Source organism: Phaeodactylibacter sp. (assembly GCF_040219495.1).
Lineage (GTDB): Bacteria > Bacteroidota > Bacteroidia > Chitinophagales > Saprospiraceae > Phaeodactylibacter.
The window spans coordinates 42,075-67,787 of the sequence record NZ_JAVJSK010000051.1; the positions used below are offsets into that span (position 1 = coordinate 42,075).

A 25,713-nucleotide genomic window follows, 5' to 3' on the forward strand; every position below is an offset into this window, starting at 1 on the left:
CTAATCTAAGAGCTCAACCCTTAAAGCCAGATGCGGCAAAGGCTTTCGCCAATTTGGCAGCCGGCTCAAGCGCATCTGGCTTTCCTACGTCCAGCCAGTCCGTATCATCGTGCCGGAACCCCGCTACTTTCGCCGTTCGGGCAGCATCCAGGTATACCCCAATAATGGAGAACACCTCCTGTTCGGGCATATAATCGAATAAGCGGGGGTGGATATACTGTATGCCGCTAAAGGCCAGTGGGGTTGCGGAAGGCACCGCCCGGCTGATCTTCTTTTCGCCTGTCTTTGTATTTTCCCAGCCACTAAGCAGCCCTGCTTCATCAAACAAAAGGTAACGTGAGGTCTGCCGCTCACGTACAGCAAGGGTAGCGAGCGCCCCGCTTGCTTCATGCGCCCGCCTGAGGGCATGCAGGTCCAGGTTGGTTAGTACGTCCACATTATGCACCAGGAAGGACGCGCCGCCCTTAAGCCATTGAGCAGCCTGTTTCAGCCCGCCTCCTGTGTCCAGCAATTGTAAGCGTTCATCGGAAATATGGACCGTAGCCCCAAAATTGTTATTCTTTTGCAGTAGATCTTCAATCTGATCCGCAAAGTGGTGCACATTCACCACAATTTCGTCGTACCCAAAAGCCCGGAGCCGGCGGATCGCCAGTTCCAGTAAAGTGTAGCCCCCCACTTCTACCAGTGCTTTAGGGCGGTCATGAGTTAAAGGGCGGAGACGAGTGCCCAGACCGGCTGCGAAAACCATCGCTTTCATGATATTTCTTTTAATTTAGCCACTATGATACAAAAACAACTAGTACAGATACTACTCGCCCCCTTTTCTTTCCTCTACGGGATAGGGGTCAGTGTACGGGACTTTTTGTACAAACAGGGCGTGCTAAAAGGCGTGGAGTTCAACCTGCCCGTCCTCTCCGTAGGCAACCTGTCGGTAGGGGGCGCCGGCAAGAGCCCGCACATCGAGTACCTCATCCGCCTGCTCAAAGACTATATTGATATCGCTACCCTGAGCCGGGGCTATGGGCGCAAGACCAAAGGCTATCTGGAAGTGCATGCGGATATGAGTGCCGAGCAGGCCGGAGATGAGCCTCTGCAATTCAAGCGCAAGTTCCCGGATATCATGGTCACCGTTTGCGAAAGCAGGACCTTTGCTATTCCCAAAATCATGATGGGCCGGCCGGAAACCAAGGCGATTCTGCTGGACGATGCCTTCCAGCACCGCTCGGTCAAGCCCGGTATGAACATCCTTCTTACCGAATACAGCCACCCTTTCACCCGCGACTACCTGCTGCCCGCCGGGCGGCTCCGGGAGTGGCGCTCGGCCTATGAGCGGGCGGATATCATTATTGTCAGCAAATGCCCGCCGCAGTTGTCAGAAGCAGAACGGGACGCATTCACGGAAGAGATCAACCCCCTCCCCCACCAGAAGCTCTACTTTTCCTATTACGATTACGGGCAGCCGTACTTCATCCTGAACCCCCGCTACCGCCTGTCGTTTACGCCGGAACTGGAAGTGCTCCTGATCTCCGCCATTGCCCGGACGGACTACCTGGAGGACTACCTGGAGCAAAAGGTGGACTACATCAAGGCCATGGAATACGAGGACCATCACTACTTTACCAAGTACGACATAGGCCAGCTCAAGGCCAATTTCGACCAGATGGAGACGAAGCAGAAGGCTATTCTCACCACAGAGAAAGACGCCATGCGCCTGCAGCTCCACCACCAATATATAAGGGAGCATCAGTTGCCCATTTTTGCCCTGCCGGTGCAAGTCCGCTTCCACTTTGGGCAGGGAGCTGATTTTGATGAGACCATCCAACAATACTTATTAAACTTTCAGGTGTAGATGAACCCCATTCTTTACTTTATTTATCAGTTTCTGAAACTGGTCACCAAGATTTCTTTCCGGGTTTACTACCCCAATGCCACGCGCTTGAACCTGGACCGGCTCCGGTACCGGGGCGGCAGCATTCTGGTTTCCAATCACCCCAACACCCTGCTTGATCCCCTCAACGCCGCCTGCAGGGTGCCCAAGGTGGTCCACTTTCTGGCCAATGCCAGCTTATTCCAAACGCCCTTTACCCACTGGTTTTTCAACACCTTTTACTGCATCCCGGTAGAACGCCCGCAGGACACTAAGGGCAAGCCCATCAATAATGCTAATGCCTTCCGTAAAAGCCAGCAGTTTATCCGTAATGGCGGCTGCCTGTACATCGCCCCCGAAGGTGGCAGTGATATGGAGCGGCGGGTGCGCCCTTTCAAAACCGGTACCGCGCGCATACTGCTTGGTGCAGCTGCCCAGCAAAACTTCGAGACCGATCTGCAGATTTTGCCGGTAGGCCTGACCTACGATCATGCCAACCGTTTCCGGTCCCGTATGACGGTCAATGCCGCCCCTCCTATTCTGGCAAGGGATTACGCTGACCTTTACCAAAAAGATATCATTAACGCTGCCCGGCAGCTCACTCAGGATTTGGAGCAGGCTATACGCGACCATACGATTGATACCAAAGACAAAACCGAAGATACGCTTGTGCTCCGCGCGGAAGCACTGCTACGCAACAGCTTCCCGGTGAGTGGCGCTGCTCATTTTAAGCGTACTAAGGACTGGATTGCCGAATGGCGCAAACAGGTGGAAGAAGCGGCAGAGACCTGCGAGGCTTACCTACAGCAACAGGAGCAATACTGGTCGAAGCTGGAGTCGGCCCAAACAACAGACAGGGCTGTAGCCGCACCCCACACAGCTGCTTTTTGGATACCGCTTATACTTGGTGCCCCCTTTGCCCTCTATGGCTGGCTCAACAACCTACTGCCCGGCTATCTGCCCAAAATCGCCTCCGAAAAGCTCGACTTATACGTAGGCTATACCGCGACCGTACAAATCCTCTGCGGGCTGCTCACTTTTCCGGTCTTTTACACCTTGCAGTCCCTGGCAGTAGGCACATGGCTCGGCCCGGGCGCAGGGTGGTTATACCTGCTCAGCCTGCCGCTCAGTGGGTGGTTGTACTTAAAGTGGAAACCACTTGCCCAAAGGGGCCGTCACCGGCAACGTGCCAAACGAATCAGGGACTGGGCCGGGCTGCAAGAAGAAAGATCACAACTACTCAAAGCCACGCTGCATTACCTCAATCCCTGATCAAATGGGTTACCCGGAAGCCCTTGAACCCCTTCTGCTCGGCTTGTTCCTAGCCGCCACCTTTGTACAGTTGCTGTACTGGCTGGGGCTGTTTTCGAGGCTCGCGCTGTACCGGCAGCCCCCACCGCCCAGGCGGCCGCCGGAGCCTGTCTCGGTTATCATCTGCGCGCATAATGAAGCCGAAAACCTGCAGAAGAACCTGCCCTTTTTCCTGGCTCAGGACTATCCGGATTTCGAGGTAATCGTGGTTAACGATGCATCTTCCGATAATTCTTTGGAAATTCTTTTGGAATTTAAAAGAAAAAATCCCAACTTGCGCGTAGCTAATTTTACTACCAAAGTAAGTCGTGGGAAAAAAGCAGCCTTAAGCGAGGGCATTAAAGCTGCAAACAATAGTATTCTTCTACTTTCCGACGCTGATTGTCGACCCGCAAGCTCCAAATGGTTGGAGCACATGCAAGTATTCATTCGAGATAGGGTCGAAATTGGTTTAGGATACAGCCCTTACATTCGTGAAAAAGGCATACTCAATGCCTTCATTAGCTTTGAGACGGTTTATTCTACCATCCAATTTACTTCATTTGCATTCGTTGGAATGCCCTACATGGGTGTAGGGCGTAATTTGATTTATCGTAAACACTTGTTTCGTGAGGCAGGTGGATTCGATGATCACATGGACGTGACCTCCGGTGACGATGATTTGTTCATCAACGCTGTGGCTACGCCTAACAATACCCGGGTCATTCTATTGCCCGGTACATTCGTCTTTTCTGAAGCCAAAAGTAGTTGGAGAGGCTACTATCGCCAGAAATCGAGGCATTTATCCACTGGTACCCGGTACCGCCCGGTGCATCAGCTATTGCTGGGCGCACTGTCAGCGAGCCACTTTGGGCACTATATCCTGGGTCTTGCCTTGATCCTATTTCACAATTTGGAAACCATCGTATTCATTAACTATCTGGTACGGATAGTGGTGGTTACGGCGATGTACGGCCTCATTACGAGAAAGCTTCGAGACCCCTCACTTGTTTTTTGGGTTCCCTTGTTCGATGCGTTGTATATCCTGTACTACCTGATATTCGCGCCAGCGCTTTTCAAATCAAAGGAACCATGGACATAGCAGTACAAAAACCGACTCAAAAGCAGACCAGCACCTCTTCCAAAAGCAATGACGACTACAGCATCGTCAAGGCTGCCATCCGCGGCAATCAGCGCGCCTACGAAACGCTGATGAACCGCTACCGTACGCCGATTTACCACATGATGCTGAAGATGGTCAACAACCGCGAAGACGCAGACGACCTGACCATCGAAGCCTTCGGCAAGGCTTTCTCCAAACTATCGAGCTACGTGCCCCGTTACGCCTTCAGCACCTGGCTGTTCCGCATTGCCATTAATAATGGTATTGACCACATCCGCCGCAAGCGCCTGCAGGTACTCTCTATCGATGAACCAATGGACGGCGACAACAGCAGCGACTTCTCCAGCAACATCCCGTCCTACACCCTGGACCCGGAGCAGGAGATCATCCGCAATCAGCGCCTGGGCCTGATGCGCGAGCTGCTGGGCCACCTCAGCCAAAAGTACCGGCTGATGATTGAGCTGCGCTACTTCGAGGAAATGAGCTACGATGAAATCTCCACCGAGCTGGACATCCCGCTCGGCACCGTCAAAGCGCAACTTTTCCGGGCAAAGGAAGTCCTGAGCAACCTGCTCGATCAGCCCGGCGCGAGCGCCTATATCGATCAGGTGCGTCAGCGTGCCTAAGAGCAGGGGATTGCCCCCTGTTTTCAAAAAATCCCCTGTCGTGCAGCCTAGATGCTGTACGGCAGGTTAATTTCCTCCGCTTTCCCATCTGCCGGCCCTGCCCGGAATGATCTTCCTTCCCGGTAAACAACCAGTTGCGTATTCCACACCTGACACCCGGTTATCCACACCCGGCCTTAGCAATAATTGAAAGCCCCTCGACCCGTTTCTGAACGGAATACCTTAGCTTTACAGGCTGCAAAAACAGAGCATCAATTATGGCGGGCGACAAATACCAGGACAGCAATAAGCCAGCTTACCGAAAGGGTGGCCAGCAGAAAAAGGAAGACCTCTCCAACTTCGTGTTTGGGAAGGTACAGCCACAGGCAATCCCTTTGGAAGAGGCCGTACTGGGCGCCATCATGCTCGACAAGGAAGCCCTAACCGTGGTGGTCGATATCCTCCGGGCCGACAGTTTTTACCTCGACGCCCATCAGCTGATTTACAAGGCCATGATGCGCCTCTTTGAAAAGTCGCAGCCTGTTGACCTGCTCACGGTCACCGAAGAGCTCAAAAAAACCGATGACCTGGAACCCTCCGGTGGCCCCTACTACCTGATAGAGCTGACCAATAAAGTCGCTTCAGCCGCCAATATCGAATACCACGCCCGGCTCATCGCCCAAAAATATGTGCAGCGGGAGCTCATCACCGTATCCACCAAGATCATCACGGATGCCTACCAGGACTCCACCGATGTATTTGAACTGCTCGACGATGCCGAACAGGGGCTCTTTGCCATTGCCCAGCAGAATATGAGCCGGGGTGTGGAGAGCATGTCCTCCCTGGCTGCTAAAGCGCAGAAGCAAATGGAAGAGCTGCGCAAAAAAGAAGACGGCCTGACCGGAGTGCCCTCTGGCTTTACCGACCTTGACCGCCTGACGTCCGGCCTGCAGCGGTCGGATTTGATTATTTTGGCGGCGCGGCCGGGCATGGGAAAATGCCTGGGCAAAGGCACTAAGGTACTGATGCACGATGGCAGCCTAAAAAAAGTAGAAAACGTAGTGCCCGGCGACCTGCTCATGGGCGATGATTCTACCCCAAGGCGCGTCCTGACAATTGCCAGAGGGCGGGAGCGGATGTACTGGATTCGGCAAAACAAGGGCAAGGATTACCGGGTGAACGAAAGTCATATCCTTTCCCTCAAGAAGAGCCGTCAGGAAGGTAAGGGGGAGCGTGGCAGCATTCTTGATATTTCTGTCAGGGAATATCTGGCGAAGTCCGCTAAATTCAAGAGCATTTACAAGGGCTATAAAGTTGCGGTCGACTTTCCGGAACAGGCGGTTCCACTCCCCCCCTACTTTCTGGGGCTTTGGCTGGGTGATGGGTCTTCCTACAAAAGCAACATCATCAATCAGGATGAGGAGGTGGTTACCTATCTGGAGGAACTGGCTCAGGCTAAAGGGCTGGAGCTGGTCACTTACAAGCAGGAAGGAAAATGCCCGGAACACCGGATCAGCAACCGGGCAGAAGGCCAGCATGGGTACAGTATTCAGGGCGTACTCCGGGAAATGGAGGTACTGCAAAACAAACATATTCCTCAAGCCTACCTTATCAATAGCCGTCAAAAGCGGCTTGAGTTGCTGGCCGGGCTGATTGACAGCAACGGGCACTACCTCGTGCAGTCCAATGGGTATGAAATCACCCAAAATAATGAAGCGCTGGCCCGCCAAATCAAATTCCTCTGCGATAGCCTTGGCTACCGGGTCAGCTTTACGCCCAAGCAGGTCGTTATCAGCAGCATTGGCTACGAATCAACCGTTTACCGGCTCCGGATTTATGGCAACCTGGATGAAGTACCGGTCAAAGTGGAACGCAAACAAGCCGCCCCGTGGAAGAGCCTGGTCAACTGGCAAGTCACCGGTATTCAGGTGGAGTACGATAAAGTAGATGATTATTACGGTTTCGAAATTGACGGCAACCGGCGCTTTCTGCTGGAAGATATGACCGTCACGCACAATACCGCCTTCACCCTGTCTCTGGCCCGCAATGCTGCTATGACCTTCAAAAAAGGCGTTGCTTTCTTCTCGCTGGAAATGTCGTCTCTGCAGCTCGCTCAGCGGATTATTGCCATGGAGGCGGAAATATCGGGCATGAAGATGCGTAACGGCCAACTGGAAGACTACGAATGGGAACAGCTCAATGCCGCCCTGGAGCGCGTTAGTGAAGTCCCTATCTACATTGACGACACGCCGGGCATCAACATCTTTGAACTGCGGGCGAAGTGCCGCCGCCTGAAGATGCAATACGATATTGACCTCATTGTGATCGACTACCTGCAGCTCATGAGTGGTGGCGGGGACAATCAGCGCGGCAACCGGGAACAGGAGGTAAGTGCCATCTCCCGTGCCCTCAAAGGGCTGGCAAAAGAGCTTAACGTGCCGGTCATCGCACTTTCTCAGCTGAGCCGGGCGGTGGAGACCCGTGGGGGGACGAAGCGGCCGCAGCTGTCGGATTTGCGTGAGAGCGGAAGTATAGAGCAAGATGCTGATATTGTGGCGTTTATATATAGACCAGAATACTATGATATTCTAGAAGACGAGGAAGGCATGTCCCTCAAAAACGTAGCCGAGCTGATTGTCGCCAAACACCGTCACGGTGCCCTGGAGACCGTCCGCATGCGCTTTGAAGCCGAGTTCGCGCGCTTTTCCGACCTCGATGACCCCGACTTTGGCGACCTGCCCGGGGATACCTTTGGGGACCCACAGGCGCCCAACATCATCACCCGGCCTTCTAAGATGAATGATGATGAGGACATTCCGTTTTAGGGCAGGCAAGGTATGGATTCGCACAAGCCTCGTTTTGATACGGCTCGTTACCTACGCTTTTTCAGCGCCTCAAAACCCGAGATGACATCGAATAACTCTTCGTCAATGAGGCCTTGCCGCAGTTGATGAAATTGATGATTCAGATGGTCTAATAATTCTTCAATATTTTTCTCTGCGCGTTGCATCGCAGTCAGCCGGCTGGCATTTTCGCTCGCCAAAGATGCTGCACAGGCCTTGAAAAGGGAGGCAAAAAGGTATTCATGGAGGAGCGCCAACAGTGTACCTGTCCTACTGCCAGCTACCTGGGGAAGGAGTGTTGTGGGCCATTCCAGCGCTAAAAAACGTTGCTTCCATTGTTCATCGAGAGGCAATAACCGCTCCACTACGGAGGTATAACCTACTCCGGTTTTAGGCTGATTATTAAAAACGTAAACTCCATTAAAACGTCCGCTTTGAACCTCTTCTTCACTGTTGATGAGGATTTGGCTTACCAGGGGTGTGATCCCCTCGACCACACCTTGCAGTGGGAAGTTTTTAGTGGGATGGAACCCCATATCCAGCAATCGCAACCGCATGCGCTCACCCACCACCCAAAATTCTTTATCCCCTGGTAAATCAGCAAGGTAGGCAGCTGCAAAATCGGCAAGCGTGTCATTAAACTGGCCCACAAGCCCCTGATCTGAACCAAAAACGACGGCACAGTGCAAGGGGGCTTTCCTGGTCCGTCCGGCCCTTTTGTGTGGGAAAACACTTGTTGGCTTTTCGCTGAAACAGGCATGTATACCCAGCGCAATCGTCCGGTGGTACTTGCCCAGCGCACGAACCGCTAGTTCATATTGCCCGATATTGGCAGCGGCCATGGCTTTCATGGTGCGAACGACTGATTTCAAGTCTTCTGCACCCGCTAGTTTCTGCTGTATATGAGCCAGGGTTTCCATCAGGATAGATTGTTTTTGTGATCAGAATAGCGATGGGCTGACCCGTTGATCTTGCTTTTTCGCCGGGTTCTGATTTTTACCAGTTCATACCACATAACGGAGATAAAGCCTATCGCTGCACTCGTGAAAAACTGTGCGGCATTGACTCGTTCAAATCCAAAAAATGCCGTTAAGGGTGGAACAAACAGCAGGAGCCCGGTAATCGTAGCGGTAATAGCAATAACAAGAAATACCAAGTTGTTTTTATACCGCATCGTAGTGAAAACGGAATAGTAAAAAGAGCGATTGACCAGCGTCAGGAAAATATTAGCCGTTATCAAAACCAGGAATACGAGGGTTCGGGTCAGGGCTTCGTCAAGTGCCAGAGCAACGGAATATTGATAAACGAACAGCGCTCCGGCAGTGATGGCTAACCCTTGGATAATACTGGTCGTCAATTCCTTCCAATTGAAAAAAGTAGTCGTTAGGGGCCTTGGTTTTTGAAGCATTATATTTTTTTCCATGGGTTCATTTTCAAAAACGATAGAGCAGGTGGGCCCCATGATGAGCTCCAGGAAAATGATATGCACCGGAGAAAATATATTGGGGTAAACCCACCCTAATGTCAAAGGGATGAAAACGGTAAGGATAATGGGGATGTGAATGGATATGATGTATTGAATGGCTTTTTTGAGGTTGGTATAGATCCTTCTGCCCATGGCCACGGCATCCACCATTTTGGATAAATCATCTTCCAATAAGATCAAAGAGGCGGCTTGTTTGGCTATTTCTGTGCCTTTTTTCCCCATCGCAACACCAATGTGTGCGGCTTTCAGCGCCGGCCCGTCGTTTACGCCATCGCCGGTCATCGCCACAATTTGGTTATTGGCTTTTAAGGCATTAATGATTCTGAGTTTGGCTTCGGGGAACATCCGGGTAAAGATGTTCGTCTCGTTGACTTTTTCGTTTAATTCCGTATCCGATAACTGCATCAATTCATCCCCCGTTAAGCTTTGCTCCAGCCCTTTGAAATCAATCTTCCGGGCAATAGCGGTGGTGGTTTCCGCATTGTCGCCGGTGATAATCTTCACGGCAATCCCAGCCTGGTAAAAGTCTTCCAGGACCTTGTTGATATTCTGCTTGGGAGGATCGTAGAAGCCGACTAACCCTTTAAATACAAAAGGGAGCTCTTGTTGCGTACCGGGGAACTCACTCCCCTCGAAATCACTTTCACCAACACCTAAAACCCGGTAGCCTTCAATGGTTATGGTTTGGATGGCTTGCTCAACCTGCTGCCTTTCTGCGGCCGTCAACTTGCAAACCTCCATCAATGCTTCCGGCGCTCCTTTAGCCGCAATGATCCTTTTGCCCGAGTTGTTTTTAAAAACATGGGTCATCATTGGCGGTTTGCCCTGCAGGGGGTATTCATGGACCATCTTGAAATCCGGCCGCTCATCCTTCAGCCCGAGGTTGACGTAGGCATCGTGCACGGCGATTTCCATAGGATCAAAAGGTATAGGTTCACTGGCCCACATCGCTGTTGTGATGAGTTGTTTTTCATCGGCTGCCAACGCTACGTCGGGGCTGGAAATATTTTGGGTAGAGTGGGTAAAGAGCTTTGCCAAACTCATCCTGTTCTCGGTAATGGTCCCTGTTTTATCGGTACAGATGACGGTGGCACTTCCTAATGTCTCGACCGTTTTCATTTGCTTTACCAAAATCCCCATTTTCATTAACCGCCATGCACCTATTGCCATAAAGGCACTGAAGGCCATGGGCACTTCTTCCGGCAAAATACTCATCGCCAACGTGAGCGCCTTCAGCAAACTGTCCAGCAGATCGTAAGAGTGGAAATAGTTGATCGCCCAAACCACCAGGAAAACTATTGTGCCCGCAATGACCAGGTTTTTTACGAAACTGCTTATTTGTATTTCTAAGGGTGTTTTTTCTTCTTTAATGCTTTCCAGGCTTTCACCAATTTTGCCTAGTTTCGTTTCGTTACCGATACTGGTAATCGTCGCAATAGCGAGCCCACTGCTGACTGTGGTGCCTTTGTAAATAAAGGGGTCTTCTTTTTCTTTGTCTTTAAAGACCGATAAGGATTCCCCGGTAAGAATAGATTCGTTGACCGAGAAATCGTTGGAATGTACAATGATTCCGTCGGCGGTAATGGAAGTTCCTTCTTCCACGATCAAACTGTCCCCAACGACCAGTTCTTCACTTTTTATTTCTACGACCTCGCCATTTCTAACCACCTTACAGTTGGGCTGCGTCAGGTTTTTTAGCTTTTGCAAGGCATTGCGGCTTCTGGAATCCTGGAACAGGGAAATTGCCGAAACAACAATAATTGCCGATGCAAGAAAGATCCCATCCCCTGTTTTTCCGCTCACAAAATAAATCAGAGCGGCAACCAACAGCAAGAGAATCATGGGCTCTTTGGCCAATTTTTTCAAGGCATCCAATACACTGTTTTCCTGTTTGTACTTCAAGGTGTTTTCCCCAAACTTCTCCCTCGCCAGGCGGACCTGCTCGCTGCTTAACCCTTGAATATCGAATTGGTCTAATTGCATGGCCGAGGTGTCTTTTAGCTTACTGTAGCAGGTTTGGGCGTATTGTTATCACTTTCGCCACTTCCTTCCTTTTCTATGGTTTCACCTTCCATCGCTGCCTTTTCAAAAGGCGAAAGCGCATGTTTTGCCAGAGTCAGAATGGCGTCCTTATCAGCTTCACTTAGGGGTTGATCTGAAAACAACCGTTTTAGAGCATCCGCAGGGAGCGCGGTGCATGCGTCCAGTAAAGCGGCTTCGGCTTCCTGAAACACCGCAATCGGAATCGTGTCAAAGCATTCTTCGGTCAGGGCTAACAACACCACAATCTGTTCGGCGACCGAAAAAGCATGGAGTTGGTGCTGAATCAGCCAGTTGCGGATCCGTTTCCCGTGCCCGATAGTCTTCCGGGTGTGCTCATCCAGCCGTGTACCAAAGCGGGCATAATTTTCTAACTCTTCAAATTGAGCATAAGCCAGCTTCAGGTTTCCGGTTACAGAACGATAGCCTGGCAACTGCGCTTTTCCGCCTACGCGGGAAACGGATTTGCCCACATCTACTGCCGGCAAAATGCCCAGTTCGAATAACTTGGGGGAAAGGTAAATCTGCCCATCGGTAATCGAGATAAGGTTGGTAGGAATATAGGCTGATATATTCTGCGCCTCGGTTTCAATGATCGGCAGTGCCGTCAGTGACCCGCCTCCCAGTTTATCGCTCAGATGCGTAGATCGTTCCAGCAGCCGGGAGTGGATATAAAAAATATCACCCGGGAAGGCTTCCCGTCCCGGCGGTCTTCTGAGCAACAGGGACAACTCCCGATAAGCACGGGCATGGTGCGTGAGGTCATCATAAACAATGAGCACGTCATGGCCCTGTTCCATAAAATATTCCGCAATACTGGTAGCCGCGTAGGGGGCAATGTATTTCAATCCCGGTGGGTCATTCCCTTCCGTAACGACGACGACCGTATAGGCCATAGCACCCTTTTCTTTCAGGTTTGCGATCACCTTGGCCACGCTTGATGACCGTTGCCCGATGGCACAATACACACAAAGTACGTTTTTGTCACCCTGATTGATGATGGCATCAACGGCAATGGCGGTTTTGCCGGTTTGGCGATCCCCTAAAATCAGCTCCCGTTGGCCGCGGCCAATCGGGATTAAAGCATCAATGACTTTTATGCCGGTTTGTAACGGTACCGCAACCGGTGCCCGGTCCATAATAGCCGTGGCCGTGCGTTCGATGGGCAGCCGCTGCTGAGAGACGATGGGGGCACCCCCGTCTTCCGGCTCACCCAAAGGGTTGATGACACGCCCCATTAATGAATCACCTACCGGAATATCCATTACCCGGTGGGTGCGCTCCACTTCTGCTCCCACATTCAGCGCTGCATCTGCTCCCAGTAGGATGACGCCTATTTCTGTTTCATCTATGTTGTAGGCAATGCCAAAGATGTTTTCTGAGAATTTCAACAACTCCTCAAAGCCTACTCCCGGCAAACCGGACACGGTTGCAATACCTGAGGAGACGCTCGTTACATAACCAGTCTCACGAGGTACAAAGGGGAAGTTGTACTTTTCCCGGGCCTCCTGCAATTGATGAAAAACATCAGGGCTACGATGATCGGTATTGGAGTCAGGCATGTTGTTTTTTAGATTCTGAAGGGATCGGTTTTGCATTGTCCGGCAGGAAAATGGTTTCCTCAAATGCGCGGAGGTATTCAGAAATACTCCAGGCAAGTTTATACTCATGCGTACTCAGTTCTATCCCCCCGATTAGCGCCGGGGTAACCTCAAAGGTTAAGGCCGTATCGGCAGTCAGCACTTCATCAATGGATTGCTTTAGTACTTGCTGTTGTTTTTCAGGAAGGGCTATAGCACTGCGCACCAATAAGGGGGCTGATGACCCGGTAAATGCCGCTTTCAATGGCTTCAATTCCTCCTCTTTTGGGGTTTTGAGACGCTTGATAAAAGCTTTGGTCAATTGTTCTTCCAAACCTACCGCAGCCAAATCGGCGAGGGTTTTGCGTACTATGGCAAAAACCGCTTGCTGAATCTTTTGCTGGTAAGCCTTTTGCTCATTGTGTTGTTGCGCTGTTGCTGCCGTGACCAGTTTTGCTGCCAGTTTTTCCGATTCGGCGCGCGCCTGTTCAAGCAATTCCTGTCGCGCTTCGGTGGCTGCGGCAACGGCTTCTGCCATGAGCTTCTCCTTTTTCTGGTCGAAGGAAAGGTTCTTTTGCTCAAACACTTCCTGTTCTTTTTCTGCCTCGGCTTTTGTTGTTTCAGCCGCTTTCAATTGCGCGGCAATTTTGCGCTCCCGTTCGTCTATCGCGTTCAGGATAGGCTTATACAGGAAGCGCTTTAGCAACCACACCAGGATGAAGAAGTTAATGACCTGCGCAATGACGGTAAACCAATTGATTTCCATGACACTAATTGGCGATGATGAAATTCCAGAATGGATTGGCAAAAATGAGAATCATCGAGACTACAAAACAATAAATGGCAGTGGATTCGATCATGGCCAACCCGACAAACAGGGTCCTCGTGATGGTCGGTGCGGCATCGGGTTGCTGCGCTACAGATTGCAGGGCAGAGGCGACCGCTTTGCCTTCGCTTAGTGCCGGGAACATGCACCCTATCCCCGTGGTGAAACCGGCGGTAATAACGGAGACGATGGCTATAACTGTTGTACTATCCATGGTGAATTTGCTTTAGTTTCGTTTTTGTTCTCTTGCTTTCCTGTATGGCTGCGGCAATGTATACTGTTGCCAAAATGCTGAAAATATAGGCTTGTACCATGCCCGTTAACAAGCCCAAAGCCGTCATGACAACGGGAAATAAAAACGGGGCTATACTTAGTAAGACGGCGACAATCAAGCCGCCGCTCATGATGTTGCCAAAGAGGCGGATCATTAGGGCGAGGGTGCGGGAAACCTCCCCGATGAGGTTGAAAGGGAGCATAATGATGGAAGGCTTGATATAAGACCTTAGATAGCCTGCGAAGCCGCTTTGCTGAATCCCAAAAAAGGGCACAGCAAAAAGAACAGAAATGGCCAGTGCCGCAGTGGTCGAGAGGGAGCCGGTTGGAGGCTCATACCAAGGTAAAATGATCAAGAGATTGGACGTAGCAATGAATAAAAACAAGGTCCCTATAAACCCGATATAATGTTCCGGGTGCTTTAATCCAACTTCCTTAATTTGTTGATTGATGCCTGTCACCAGGATCTCAAGGAAACTTTGCCAGCGGGAAATCCGCACCTCTGTTTTTAGCCGCCGCGTGATCAGCATCGCCGCAATAACCAGGAGCAGCATAATCGCCCACGTAGTAACCAGCGTGAGGTTGATGGAGAAAAAGCCATGCTCCCAAAAAACGGTTTCGTCCGGGCTAAGATTCATAATGAGCTTCTTTTATGTCCAGTTGGGCAGATTCATAATCCCTGGTCAGGCGAAGGACAATAACCCGCGCGATAATAAAGCCAAGCAGGCAAAGGAGGCCAATCAGCCAACTGCCCCGCTGCATGATCAGGTAAAAACCTGCTAATACGGCTCCGATGCGGAGGATCAAACTGCCCAAAAACCACCAGGCAGGTGTTTTCGACGCTACTGCCTTCCTCACGGTCAACCAAAGGCCTCCGAAAAAGAGGATGCCCAATATGCCTCCTGTGATAAAGGCGACGGTCATAAAAAGTAATTCATTCATCGTCTTCCTTATTGATCTCGTCATGTTCTTTGTTGACCCATTGCCAGGCTAACAGGCAACCGGCAAACAAACCGAGAATTAATAAACTCAGCGTCCAGGAGAAGGACTGGGGGTGATGCTGATCTAACCAGATACCCAATCCGGCTCCGGCCAGTGTAGGGACAACAACAGACCAGCCAATTAGCCCAAACATCCCCAATCCGCCCCAAACACTCTGATGCTCCTCGCGTTGGGCATGCCGTTTTCTCCGGGCCTTATCGCTGACCTGCCGCAACACTTCTTGATGCTTTTTATCGATGGGGTTCATTGGTCACGAAATTTATCCAGGCTTAACAGGAACCCACTCTCCATCCTGGCCATCACGGAGCGCCTGTTTTTTTCGCTTTCATCCAGCTGCTTGAATGCGGTCTCAACCGCTTGGTGCAATTCCTCAAGGCTTGCCCCGCGAATGGCATTACGCACCGACACCACTACTTCCTGCCCTGCTTTGATCATCACGCCTTCATCAATAGCGATATAATGTTCGTGTTCTGTTTCGTAAGTCAAAATTCCCGGAACCAGCGCCGCTACGCAATCCAATCTTTGTGGCAAAAGCCCAAACGCACCTTCAGGGGTCTCCATGACGATACGCTTGACATTTTGGAGGTCTTCAAACACACGAAAAGGGAGTAAGATGGTAAGCTGCATCGTCATCATTTGAGTAGTGGTTCTTTGGATGGTGAAACGGCATTCTTTGGTAAGTCTCCGGCCTCTTTTCCTGCTTTGGCAGGGGCTTTTTCCAGCGCTTCCTTGATGTTCCCAATCATGTAAAAGGCACTTTCGGGCACCTCTTTGAATTCATCAGAAAGGATGCGTTCACAACCCTCAAGGGCATCTTCTAAACGCACCTCTTTTCCCTTGGTGCCACTAAACTGCTCGGTCGCATAAAAAGGCTGCGTGAGAAAACGCTCAAGGCGTCTGGCCCGATTGACAATATGATGGTCATCGGCCGACAATTGCTCCAGCCCCAGCATGGCAATGATGTCCTTGAGTTCTTCATAGTGGGCCAAGGTTTTGCGGATTTCCTGAGCCAATTCATAATGCCTTTCACCGATAATGCCCGGGGTGGCCATTTTTGAATTGGACGCCAACAAATCAATAGCGGGGTAAAGGCCTTCGCTGGCTTTCTTTCTGGAGAGTACAATGGATGCCGATAAGTGCGAAAATGTGTGAACGGCAGCCGGGTCTGTCAAATCATCAGCCGGTACGTACACCGCCTGAATGGAGGTGATGGCCCCGGCATTAGTATTGGCAATGCGTTCTTCGAGTTTGGATAATTCGGTCTCCAAGGTCGGTTGATAGCCCAGTCGTGAGGGCATTTGCCCCATCAATCCCGAAACTTCCATGCCCGCCTGTATAAAACGGAAAATATTATCGATGAGCAAAAGGACATCCCGATGCTCTTCGTCCCGAAAATACTCCGCCATCGTCAACGCTGCATGCCCTACCCGAAAGCGGGCACCGGGAGGCTCATTCATCTGTCCGAACAACAAAACCATGTTTTCCAGTACACCTGCATCTTTCATATCGTGGTAGAGTTCGTGGCCTTCCCGGCACCGTTCTCCGATCCCGCAAAACATGCTCACTCCTTTGTCGTGGCCCACCATATTGTGGATCATCTCGGTGAGTAAAACCGTTTTACCGACTCCTGCGCCACCAAATAAGCCGGCTTTGCCGCCACGTTCCAGGGGGATGAGGACATCTATGGCTTTGATCCCCGTGATAAAAACTTCTGACTTGGTGGACCGCCTCGAGAGGGGTGGGGGAGATTGGTGGATGGAGTTCCATTTCACATCGGATAGCGGTTCCTGATGATCAATGGTATTTCCGAACACATCAAACATTCGTCCCATAATACTTTTCCCCACCGGAACGGAAAGTTGTTTCCCCGTTGACGTTACGGTCATACCGCGCGCCAACCCCTGAGTAGGGTTCAGTGCAATGCCGCGTACATGGTGCGCATCTAACTGAGTGAAGACCTCTACGTTTATTTGCTGCTCCTGACCGGTAAGTAACAGGGTGTTGATCACCGGCAAATGACCCTCAAACCGGATGTCTACTACACTTCCGCGTACGCTCGTTACTTTGCCGGCATTCGATTCACGATCCATTGCAGAAGGGTTTTTGTTTATGGTCTTGCTCAATGAGCCATTCCTCAACGGCGTAACTGGATAACAGGAAGTAGCTTAAAGTTTGTACTTTTTAGGTTCAAACTATTACACTTTCCCGGTAAAAGGTTACACATATCACAGGTAGTTTGCCCGGAAAAAGGGCGTCGCTATTTTTGCCCCGTCCTCAATCGAAAAAGACCTCCTCGATATCAGCTTGATAACAGCCGTAGGGTAGCTGCCCACCAATTTTGGAACCAGGCCCTGTCGTTTCTGCGTAGTAAAAACGGCGGTCACGGTGGGCATAAAAAGTGCCCTTTTCGATATCAGGGGCTGCCCAAACCCCTACAGCAATGTGCCCTGGATACTTCAGGAAAACGCAATCGTAACGCCAGGCAGACAGTATGCCGCTGATAGATGCCCATATTGGTTTGATAGGGTAAAGCCTGAACAAAAGAAAGCGCCAGTTCGGCCTCTGGGATGGAATAGACCGATGCCAGGTCTCGAAGTTTTCCGGCCAAAACCAGAATCATCTCTTTGAATGGATCATCGCTAATGAAGTAGGCGAAATTGATCTCTCGATGGAATTTAGTCAGGTAGGCTTTTTGCATACTGTCCATTGGAGTATCAAAATCGATGAAGAGGGAATAAGGAATGGTTTGCCCATTTTCATCAATATAGATCCAATGATAGGTGATCCGGTTACCCGAAAGGAGGTGAGTGCCCCCGTTGACATCGGGGATTAACTCGCTGATTTGGTTATATAAGCTATTTGGAAAAAGGGACAGCAGGACTAATATCCAGCACCAATGGTAAGTCTTCATGACCTGTTTAAGTAGATTACAATTGAAAATTACCCTTTTTATCCTAAACAGGTTTACACAATTCCTGGGAAGAGTTACACGATTCCTACTCTTTGATTGTGTTTGGAGGTGATTCAGTTGAGAAAACCAGTTCTACATTTTATCCGACTCGTTAAGAGAGGCTAACATAGCATCTCTAAGCCGCATGCAGCGTTTTGGCTTCTTTGTCTACCAGCCGTAGCTTCGCTCTTTGTTCACTGAGGACTAACTGCTCTGGTTTTGCAAGATGCACACTAATACCTACTGTAAAACTGATACCAACAAGGAATCCCAATACAGTGGCAAGTATCCATTGATTCAGAAACCCTAAAGTGACAATAACGGCCATCATGAAGTAAAACCTCAATACCAGGCTGCTAATGCTCAAATCAAATACTTTGAAAGTCATCATGATTGTTCGTTTTACTCCGTTAGTGAATATTACATCGCCCTGCGCCGATCGATTACTTCTGGAAACACGACCGTATAGATTGCCCTGCACGAACGCAGTTTATCTCAGACTATGAAATTCAGGTATTTCAAGAGATAAAGCATTACATACCTCTTGAAGGGATTTGTATTATTCCCACAATCAGGGCCAAACGCAGGATGATTAGAGTTTATGAATGTGTGAGTTATATAAATCTGCTGAATAATGATGTAATGCTTCCGGCTATTAATATGCCGACCTTTACCAGTGTTTTTCACTCCAAAGTGAAAACACAATGGTTTTCACTTTACGTAAAGCACATTGGAGCTATTCCTACCTAAAATTCTGCAAATCAAGGTATTCGTGACCAAAAGCTCGTAGTCAGGTGATCATCGATAAAAATCAAAACAAACATGAAAACAACCACCAAATGGAATAAGCGTGTCACAAACATCATCACCAGGATTCATCAGGAATTTCCCGAGCTACATAAATACATTGCTGAAAGCCCCATAAGCAGCGTAGATAATGGAGGCATAAACGGTAACAACCTGGAAGAGTATTACAACTCTCTGGCAGCGCTGCTAGAAGGGTATTCGAAAACCCATGAGGGTATAAATACAGCAATAGATAAGCCCAGGTCTTCAACTTATCCATTATACCCTCCTTCGGAAGACATCTACAATCAGGAAACGAGAGCAAGGGGCATAAACCCACGTGATCTTTCAAAAGAGAAAGCCCCAAACGAAGCCGTAGGTTCCTGGAATGAAAAGAGCTTTAGAGAGGATATGTCTGGTGATGATTTGGATGTTCCGGGATCAGAGTTGGATGATCAGCAAGAAAGTGTGGGAAGTGAAGATGAAGAAAACAACTACTACAGCTTGGGGGGAGACAACCACAATGACCTGGAAGAAGATAATAGTTAAACACAAAAGAACAATGAAGATTCAATCTAATACAGCCAAGACTGTTAATGGAGATAAAAAAAGTCAAAGTTTCTTTATTTCTCGAATTGTTGAAGAACTCAATTTGTACCAATCGTATATTACGAGAATAGAAGTCCACCTCTCAGACGAAAACGGCAAAAAAGAAGGAGAGAATGACCTCCGGTGTTTACTGGAAGCCCGACTTAAAGACAGGCAGCCCCTGGCTGTTTCAAGTCAGGCAGACACTATTGAACTAGCGGTATCAGGAGCTATTGACATGCTCAAGACGGCTTTAGAGACCACAATTGGGCGTATGCAAAATCATCATAGTCAGCCAAGTCAGAATTTATAGTTTCTGACTTATTGGACTATAATACACCATTTAATCATGATTACAGCACCACATTTGCATGCCATGGTTATTCATTTCCCGATAGCCTTATTGACGGCAGGCTTCTTATCAGAGCTCGTTGCACTGATTAGCAAAAAGCAATTTTTCAGGAATGCTTCCTTTTATCTGCTGATACTAGGCACCTTAGGTGCTATAGCGGCTTATGTGAGTGGCAGTTATGCCGGTGACGGCATGACAGATGGCCTGCTTCAAAAACCACTGGGCATGCATGAGGAAGCGGCACTTGTGACCCTTTGGCTGGCTATTATCACCGCACTCACAAGAGGAGCCATGTATTTTTTCAACTACCAGAAAGCCTGGGCTAAATGGGCGAGCTTCCTGTTTTATGCCATCTTGATTGGCGCTGTTGCGCGAACGGGCTACCTGGGTGGAGAATTGGTTTTTAAACACGGTGCAGGAATAGAGTTGGTACTCCCTGATTTCAGTGACCAATCCACAGAATAGCATCTCTTAAAACAACAATAATGAAAAAGTCAACATTAATATTCATTTTAGGACTGGCTTCTTTAGGTGCGCTACTTTCGTCTTGTGAAGAGCAAGCTACCGACCAAAGCGCGGTCAAAACGTTAGAAGAAGACGGAAAGAAAGATCCGCAAACGCTGACCCTTGAGAACATGCATGAGGCCTATAAAGGAGAGACGACCGCTCACTTTAAATACGCGGCTTACAGTAAAAAAGCAGCAGAAGAGGGGCATCCCGAAATAGCATTGCTTTTCAAAGCCGCTTCCGGGGCGGAATTGATTCACGCCAATAACCATAAGGTCGTTTTAACCAGAATGGGGGAAAAAATACCGGAAATCACCCCGGAATTCACGGTAAAATCGACGACTGAAAACCTAAAAGAATCTATCGAGGGAGAAAGTTACGAGTTCAGTACGATGTATCCGGAATTCATCAAAAATGCCAACGCTTCCGGAAATTACATGGCCCAGATTAGCTTCACCTATGCGTACAAAGTAGAGCAAAAGCACCGTGATTTTTACATAGACGCTTTGGCTCAACTCGAAGCCAATACCGACGGGACGCTCCCAACCATCTACTATTTGTGCCCCACTTGCGGAAACACCTACGCAACCACGGCCCCCAGCCGCTGTGAAATTTCAATGACGGATTCTAAGCTGTTTATTCCGGTGACGAGTTTGTAAAACAAAAATCATGAACAGAGCATATTAGTATTTACCCATTATCATACCGATGGTGGGGTTATTAATAGGGATGCTATGTTAGCATCTCTAAATCATGCTTGTGGGTCTTTTAGAGTATGTTTGAAGATGATTAGAACCGAGAAACAGGGATTGGGAGCGCTTATCAAAATCACACTTCCTTACTTTGCGTTGACCGCAGCCTACGCCGCATTCGTATTTCTTCTGGAAGAAAACATTGGCGATCATATTTTCAAAGTCTCAGCGCAAATCGGTTCCGTTTTTGGTATTGCTGTTGCCTTTTTCTTAGGTTTTAGAATGAACTCGGCTTACGACAGATGGTGGGAAGCACGTAAAATATTTGGGAACTTAGTCAATAATTCGAGAAGTTTTACTGCTAAAATCTACACCTACTTCCAATCCCCTTCTAACATAGTCCCGGATGAGGATATAAACAGGACCGTTATAGCTAAAGAGCTCATTGATTTAACGTGCTGCTACATCAGCCAGTTAAAAAATGAAATACACGAAGTTCCACATCCTCCTTACGATCAAAAAACGCAGTCGCTTTTTAAGAAATATGCGGTTGAACAGACCCATAAAGTGAGTAATGAGGTTTTGATTTCATTATCCACCAAGATTGAAATGGTATTTGCGGACAAAGCAAATATTGAAAAACGCGACTTAATGGAACACATTAATCAGTTTTACAATATTCAAGGCAAAGCCGAACGGATCAACAATACCCCCTTCTTAAAAATATACAGCGCTTTTACTCGGGTAACGGTGCTGTTTTATGTTTTAATGATTCCCTTTATTATTGGTGATATTGATATTGGAGGGGAAGATAGTCATCTGGAATTACTTGCCATCCCCCTGCTTTCTATTGTCAGTACGCTTTTTCTAACGATCAATAAATTGGCTAATTTATATGGTGACCCGCTGGAGGAGAATACGACTTCAGTACCAATTGATCAAATCTGTCAAACCATAATAGAAAACTGTCAGGAGGTTAAAGTGAAGCTTTCATGAAAGACCGTAAACCGCTACAGAAGAAGATCGTAAATGCGTTGCTGGGCTCACTGATTTTGCTAGGTGCCTGCCAATCTCAGCCGGACAGCATTAAGCCTGTCCGGCAATCGATCACGGAATCGGTGTACGCTTCCGGAGTTATCGTGAGTGAGAACCAATACGAGGTTTTTGCCACGGTCAGCGGTATTGTTGACGAGGTTTTTGCAGACGAAGGGGCAGCCGTAGACATAGGCTCTCCCTTGCTTTCTATAGCGAATGATGCGCAGCAATTAATGGCAGACAATGCCGAATTATCAGCGGTATTCAATGCATTGAGCCTAAATCGTGGGAAATTAGACGAAGCCAAATCGTTGGCCGATTTGATGAAAAGCCAACTCGAAAATGATTCCTCCCTGCTGGAAAGACAAAAAAGGCTGTGGGCCCAAAACATTGGGTCCAAAGTAGAACTGGAGCAACGAGCACTTACCTTCGAGCGCTCCAAAAACAACTATGCGTCTGCACAGGAGCAACGAAAGGAACTGGAAAGGCAATTGAGTTACCTCTCCAGGCAAGCCCGGAACAACCTGCTAATCAGCAATGAAAACACAGGTGACTACCTGGTGAAAAGTAAAATCAAAGGCAGGGTTTATCAGATGAATCTCACCGAGGGAGAAATGGTTACCCCTCAAATTCCACTTGGCATCATCGGTGATGATGAGAAATACCTGCTCGAAATGCAGATCGATGAATATGATATTGTGGCCATCCAATTGGGTATGCCTGTATTGGTAGTGCTCAACAGTTATCGGGATTCTGTCTTCGATGCCGTGGTATCCAAAATCAATCCCATCATGAATATACAAAGCAAAACCTTTACCGTAGAAGCGGAATTTGTCCGCCCACCGAGCGTACTGTACCCCAATATTTCCTTTGAAGCCAATGTGGTGATTAGCACTAAAAAAGACGCCCTACTGGTACCGAGAAATTACGTATTGAACGATTCTATCGTAGTGAACGAGGCCGGGGAGCGGCTAATCGTAAAGACAGGTTTGAAAGACTACCAAATGGTGGAAATCCGCTCCGGAATCGATGCTAATGAAGCCCTCATACTCCCCGGGCAATGAAAATCAACCTCATTGCACGGATTTCAGTGGCGTTGCTCACTGCCAGGCTAAAGCAAACGATAATTGCAGCCTTTGGGGTCACCTTCAGCATTACGATGTTCATCACTTTGCTGAGTTTCATGGCGGGGTTGAATGATCTGCTCGACAACCTGATTTTAAACCGTACGCCCCACATAAGGCTCTACAACGAAATCTTACCTTCCCCCGTTCAACCTATTGACAGGTCAACGGCCTACCCGGGAGCTTACCATTTTGTAAAGCATATAAAACCAAAAAATGAGCTGCCGGAGATTCGGAATAGTAAAGCCATCATCAGAGCCCTGGAAAACGACCCGAATGTTCGGGGGGTCGCTCCCAAAAACACCGTTGCCGTTTTTTACAACGTGGGCGCCATTAATTTAACCGGGGTCATCAACGGTATTGATGTAGATGCGGAAAACAGGCTTTTTATCTTCCAGGATTATGTGGTACAAGGCAAAACCCTGGATTTAAAAAACACCCCCAACAGTATCATTCTGGGCATCGGGGTTGCAAAAAAGATGCTTGTCCAGATTGGTGACAACATTCAAATCACGACCAGCGATGGCACCCGCTTCCCTTTAAAGGTCGTTGGCTTTTTTCAATCCGGAATTGAAGAGCTCGACAAAGTGCAAAGCTATGCGACCCTCGCCACTACCCAGAAGATACTCGGAAAACCGGTGAGTTACGTAACGGATATTCAGATCAAATTGTATGACATCACCCTGGCGCCAGCCCTTGCCCAAAGGTACCATACCCGATTCAGCACAGAAGCCATCGATATTCAAACCGCTAATGCTCAATTTGAAACCGGCAGCTCGGTACGGACACTGATTTCTTACGCTGTGGGGATCACCTTACTTATTGTTGCCGGGTTTGGAATCTATAACATCCTGAACATGATGATCTACGAAAAAATGGATTCCATTGCAATTCTGAAAGCAACAGGGTTTTCCGGCAAGGATGTCAATGCTATATTCATTACCATTGCCCTGACCATTGGCCTGGTTGGCGGAGCACTTGGACTGATCTTTGGATTAGGGCTCTCCGCTTTGATTGGAGAAATCCCCTTCGACACGCCTTCATTGCCGACCGTAAAAACGTACCCCATTAGCTACAACCCCAAATTCTATATAATTGGAGCTGTTTTTTCGATCATTACGACCTACCTGGCAGGGTACTTCCCTTCTAAAAAAGCCAGCAGGATAGATCCTGTAGATATCATCCGGGGAAAATAATAGCTGGTAGCATCTACAAACACCACATTTCGGATTGGAGAGAAAGGTGGACGTTGTTGTTAAAGTAGTCCTGATTATGGAAAAAAAAGTCATAGAAGCCATCGGTATCTGTAAATCATTTCATGACCCGATTACCGTGAAGGTGCTAACCGATGTGAGTTTTGCAATCCACGCAGGCGAGTTTGTTTCTGTTGTCGGCAAGTCGGGCTGCGGCAAATCCACCTTACTCTACATCTTATCGACCATGGATACGAGCTACGAAGGGGAGTTGCTGCTGGACGGTGTCAGCATGAAAAACAAAAAGGACGCGGAACTAGCCAAGGTGCGAAATGAAAAAATCGGTTTCGTATTTCAATTTCACTACCTGCTCAACGAATTCAACAACCTCCAAAACGTCATGCTGCCAGGGCTCAAGTACGGAAAGCTCACGCCCAAAGCAGTAGAACATCATGCCTATGAGAAACTAAAAATCCTGGGCATAGAAAAAGAAGCCCTAAAGTATCCTAACCAATTGAGTGGTGGCCAAAAACAGCGCGTGGCCATCGCCAGAGCACTCATTAATGACCCCCTGATTATCATGGGAGATGAGCCTACCGGCAATCTGGACAAAAAAAATAGTGATGTAGTGTTCCATATTTTCAAGGAGCTCGCAGAAGAATACCAGCAGTCTTTATTGATCGTGACCCACGATCTGGATTTTGCGGCCAATACGCAAAGAACCATCACCATGGAGGACGGGAGAATCATCGGCTCAGCTACCGGAGCGACTTCAAAAACGTGAAGGCCACCAAAGGCGTGCTGCTATCGGTATACGGTGCCTTTAGCGAGGCCAACTTTGACGAGTACGAGCGCCTGCTGATGGACGAGGGCTATGTGGTGGCTCAGGCCAGCGTTAGGGGCAGCCGGGCTAAAGGCTGGCCGTGGTACCGGGCGGGCCGGGGAGCTAATAAAGCTGTGGGTATTTCAGACTACCTGGCCTGCGCCGCTTACGTCCGAGAGGAACTTCAACTTCCCAAGACCTTTGCCTACGGGCAGAGTGCCGGGGGGCTGATCATCGCCGCCGCCCTTAATGAGCACCCTCAGCTGTTTGACGCAGTGATTCTGGACTATCCCTTTCTCGATGCCCTTGGCGTTTCCCTGGACAGCCTTCTCCCGCTCACCAGCCTGGAATACCCTGAATGGGGCTACCCCGACCGGCCGGCAGAGCTTCAGGCGCTGCAGGCTTACTCGCCCTACCAAAACGTCAAAGCGCAGGCTTATCCGCCCATTCTGATGCTCGGTGGTCTCTACGATTTGCAAACGCCCTACTGGCAAATCATGAAAGCAGCCGCCCGGTACCGCGCCCTGCAGACCAACGATGCTCCAGTGCTATTGCATTTGAGCAGAAATTATCATCCGGGCAGTATCCCCTACCGGACGCGGATCCGGGAGATGACGTATCAGTATTTGTTTCTTGAGTATGTGCTATCTCACTAAGAGCATGTTTGGAGCTCGTTCCTATTGCAAATCAACGCTTTATGAACCTGACTTCCTCACTAAATTTTCATT

Annotated in this window: 27 protein-coding genes; 14 read left to right on the forward strand and 13 right to left on the reverse strand. The window is 49.0% G+C overall.

Translation table 11 applies throughout. The features are described from left to right. Nucleotides 1-13 precede the first annotated feature (13 nt). On the reverse strand, nucleotides 14-757 hold the full coding sequence (locus RIC19_RS07645) for a nucleotidyltransferase family protein (protein ID WP_350177715.1): 744 nt from the start codon (nucleotides 755-757) through the stop codon (nucleotides 14-16). 24 nt (nucleotides 758-781) lie between these two features. On the opposite strand from RIC19_RS07645, the gene lpxK reads away from it, so the two are divergent. From lpxK to dnaB, 5 genes are all read left to right on the forward strand, one after another. After that, entirely contained in the window at nucleotides 782-1,849 is a 1,068-nt protein-coding gene (gene lpxK / locus RIC19_RS07650) for a tetraacyldisaccharide 4'-kinase (RefSeq protein WP_350177716.1), read from the forward strand. Then, nucleotides 1,850-3,139: a 1-acyl-sn-glycerol-3-phosphate acyltransferase gene (locus RIC19_RS07655; protein WP_350177717.1), complete on the forward strand. Its 1,290-nt coding sequence runs from the start codon at nucleotides 1,850-1,852 to the stop codon at nucleotides 3,137-3,139. Between the two features lie 4 nt (nucleotides 3,140-3,143). Beyond that, nucleotides 3,144-4,259, forward strand: a complete 1,116-nt coding sequence (locus RIC19_RS07660) for a glycosyltransferase (RefSeq protein WP_350177718.1) — start codon at nucleotides 3,144-3,146, stop codon at nucleotides 4,257-4,259. Then, nucleotides 4,250-4,906 carry an RNA polymerase sigma factor gene (locus RIC19_RS07665; RefSeq protein WP_350177719.1) on the forward strand — a complete coding sequence of 219 codons (657 nt, stop codon included), beginning with the start codon at nucleotides 4,250-4,252 and terminating at the stop codon, nucleotides 4,904-4,906. The genes RIC19_RS07660 and RIC19_RS07665 overlap by 10 nt, the downstream gene beginning before the upstream one ends. Before the next feature lie 257 nt (nucleotides 4,907-5,163). Beyond that, nucleotides 5,164-7,710: a replicative DNA helicase gene (gene dnaB, locus RIC19_RS07670; RefSeq protein ID WP_350177720.1), complete on the forward strand. Its 2,547-nt coding sequence runs from the start codon at nucleotides 5,164-5,166 to the stop codon at nucleotides 7,708-7,710. Nucleotides 7,711-7,757: 47 nt separating this feature from the next. Here the strand turns inward: dnaB and RIC19_RS07675 are convergent, their stop codons facing one another. The 12 genes from RIC19_RS07675 to RIC19_RS07730 all read right to left on the reverse strand — a co-directional run bounded on the left by RIC19_RS07675 (nucleotide 7,758) and on the right by RIC19_RS07730 (nucleotide 18,276). Continuing rightward, nucleotides 7,758-8,648, reverse strand: a complete 891-nt coding sequence (locus RIC19_RS07675) for a F0F1 ATP synthase subunit gamma (RefSeq protein ID WP_350177721.1) — start codon at nucleotides 8,646-8,648, stop codon at nucleotides 7,758-7,760. Next, a complete protein-coding gene (locus RIC19_RS07680; RefSeq protein WP_350177722.1) occupies nucleotides 8,648-11,197 on the reverse strand; it encodes a cation-translocating P-type ATPase in 2,550 nt (849 codons plus the stop codon). The genes RIC19_RS07675 and RIC19_RS07680 overlap by 1 nt, the downstream gene beginning before the upstream one ends. 14 nt (nucleotides 11,198-11,211) lie before the next feature. Then, entirely contained in the window at nucleotides 11,212-12,816 is a 1,605-nt protein-coding gene (locus RIC19_RS07685; RefSeq protein ID WP_350177723.1) for an alternate F1F0 ATPase, F1 subunit alpha, read from the reverse strand. Next, on the reverse strand, nucleotides 12,809-13,600 hold the full coding sequence (locus RIC19_RS07690) for a F0F1 ATP synthase subunit B family protein (protein WP_350177724.1): 792 nt from the start codon (nucleotides 13,598-13,600) through the stop codon (nucleotides 12,809-12,811). The genes RIC19_RS07685 and RIC19_RS07690 overlap by 8 nt, the downstream gene beginning before the upstream one ends. 4 nt (nucleotides 13,601-13,604) lie before the next feature. Next, nucleotides 13,605-13,874 (reverse strand): F0F1 ATP synthase subunit C, encoded by a 270-nt coding sequence (locus tag RIC19_RS07695; RefSeq protein WP_282777626.1) that lies wholly within the window; start codon nucleotides 13,872-13,874, stop codon nucleotides 13,605-13,607. Beyond that, nucleotides 13,867-14,571: a F0F1 ATP synthase subunit A gene (locus RIC19_RS07700; RefSeq protein ID WP_282777628.1), complete on the reverse strand. Its 705-nt coding sequence runs from the start codon at nucleotides 14,569-14,571 to the stop codon at nucleotides 13,867-13,869. The genes RIC19_RS07695 and RIC19_RS07700 overlap by 8 nt, the downstream gene beginning before the upstream one ends. Beyond that, nucleotides 14,561-14,875, reverse strand: a complete 315-nt coding sequence (locus RIC19_RS07705) for an N-ATPase subunit AtpR (RefSeq protein ID WP_350177725.1) — start codon at nucleotides 14,873-14,875, stop codon at nucleotides 14,561-14,563. Before RIC19_RS07705 ends, RIC19_RS07700 begins: the two co-directional genes overlap by 11 nt. Next, nucleotides 14,868-15,182, reverse strand: a complete 315-nt coding sequence (locus RIC19_RS07710) for an AtpZ/AtpI family protein (protein WP_282777631.1) — start codon at nucleotides 15,180-15,182, stop codon at nucleotides 14,868-14,870. The genes RIC19_RS07705 and RIC19_RS07710 overlap by 8 nt, the downstream gene beginning before the upstream one ends. Beyond that, entirely contained in the window at nucleotides 15,179-15,571 is a 393-nt protein-coding gene (locus RIC19_RS07715) for a F0F1 ATP synthase subunit epsilon (RefSeq protein ID WP_350177726.1), read from the reverse strand. Before RIC19_RS07715 ends, RIC19_RS07710 begins: the two co-directional genes overlap by 4 nt. Next, entirely contained in the window at nucleotides 15,568-17,025 is a 1,458-nt protein-coding gene (gene atpD / locus RIC19_RS07720; RefSeq protein WP_350177727.1) for a F0F1 ATP synthase subunit beta, read from the reverse strand. Before atpD ends, RIC19_RS07715 begins: the two co-directional genes overlap by 4 nt. A gap of 323 nt (nucleotides 17,026-17,348) precedes the next feature. After that, the gene (locus RIC19_RS07725; RefSeq protein ID WP_350177728.1) at nucleotides 17,349-17,846 is read right to left on the reverse strand and encodes a hypothetical protein; all 498 of its coding nucleotides are present in this window, start codon (nucleotides 17,844-17,846) and stop codon (nucleotides 17,349-17,351) included. A 175-nt stretch (nucleotides 17,847-18,021) separates the two neighbouring features. Further along, nucleotides 18,022-18,276, reverse strand: a complete 255-nt coding sequence (locus RIC19_RS07730) for a hypothetical protein (RefSeq protein ID WP_350177729.1) — start codon at nucleotides 18,274-18,276, stop codon at nucleotides 18,022-18,024. Nucleotides 18,277-18,707: 431 nt separating this feature from the next. On the opposite strand from RIC19_RS07730, the gene RIC19_RS25750 reads away from it, so the two are divergent. The 9 genes from RIC19_RS25750 (at nucleotide 18,708) to RIC19_RS07775 (ending at nucleotide 25,641) form a co-directional block, all read left to right on the forward strand. After that, nucleotides 18,708-19,220: a hypothetical protein gene (locus RIC19_RS25750; protein ID WP_502930827.1), complete on the forward strand. Its 513-nt coding sequence runs from the start codon at nucleotides 18,708-18,710 to the stop codon at nucleotides 19,218-19,220. Nucleotides 19,221-19,233: 13 nt separating this feature from the next. Beyond that, nucleotides 19,234-19,572: an HPF/RaiA family ribosome-associated protein gene (locus RIC19_RS07740; protein ID WP_350177730.1), complete on the forward strand. Its 339-nt coding sequence runs from the start codon at nucleotides 19,234-19,236 to the stop codon at nucleotides 19,570-19,572. A 36-nt stretch (nucleotides 19,573-19,608) separates the two neighbouring features. Next, the gene (locus tag RIC19_RS07745) at nucleotides 19,609-20,076 is read left to right on the forward strand and encodes a DUF2231 domain-containing protein (protein WP_350177731.1); all 468 of its coding nucleotides are present in this window, start codon (nucleotides 19,609-19,611) and stop codon (nucleotides 20,074-20,076) included. Between the two features lie 20 nt (nucleotides 20,077-20,096). Beyond that, nucleotides 20,097-20,777, forward strand: a complete 681-nt coding sequence (locus RIC19_RS07750; RefSeq protein ID WP_350177732.1) for a rubrerythrin family protein — start codon at nucleotides 20,097-20,099, stop codon at nucleotides 20,775-20,777. Between the two features lie 75 nt (nucleotides 20,778-20,852). Next, nucleotides 20,853-21,806 (forward strand): bestrophin family protein, encoded by a 954-nt coding sequence (locus RIC19_RS07755; RefSeq protein ID WP_350177733.1) that lies wholly within the window; start codon nucleotides 20,853-20,855, stop codon nucleotides 21,804-21,806. Further along, on the forward strand, nucleotides 21,803-22,909 hold the full coding sequence (locus tag RIC19_RS07760) for an efflux RND transporter periplasmic adaptor subunit (RefSeq protein WP_350177734.1): 1,107 nt from the start codon (nucleotides 21,803-21,805) through the stop codon (nucleotides 22,907-22,909). Before RIC19_RS07755 ends, RIC19_RS07760 begins: the two co-directional genes overlap by 4 nt. Further along, entirely contained in the window at nucleotides 22,906-24,165 is a 1,260-nt protein-coding gene (locus RIC19_RS07765; protein ID WP_350177735.1) for an ABC transporter permease, read from the forward strand. Before RIC19_RS07760 ends, RIC19_RS07765 begins: the two co-directional genes overlap by 4 nt. A gap of 76 nt (nucleotides 24,166-24,241) precedes the next feature. Continuing rightward, nucleotides 24,242-24,946 (forward strand): ABC transporter ATP-binding protein, encoded by a 705-nt coding sequence (locus RIC19_RS07770; protein WP_282777653.1) that lies wholly within the window; start codon nucleotides 24,242-24,244, stop codon nucleotides 24,944-24,946. After that, entirely contained in the window at nucleotides 24,943-25,641 is a 699-nt protein-coding gene (locus tag RIC19_RS07775; protein ID WP_350177736.1) for an alpha/beta fold hydrolase, read from the forward strand. Before RIC19_RS07770 ends, RIC19_RS07775 begins: the two co-directional genes overlap by 4 nt. Nucleotides 25,642-25,713: the final 72 nt, after the last annotated feature.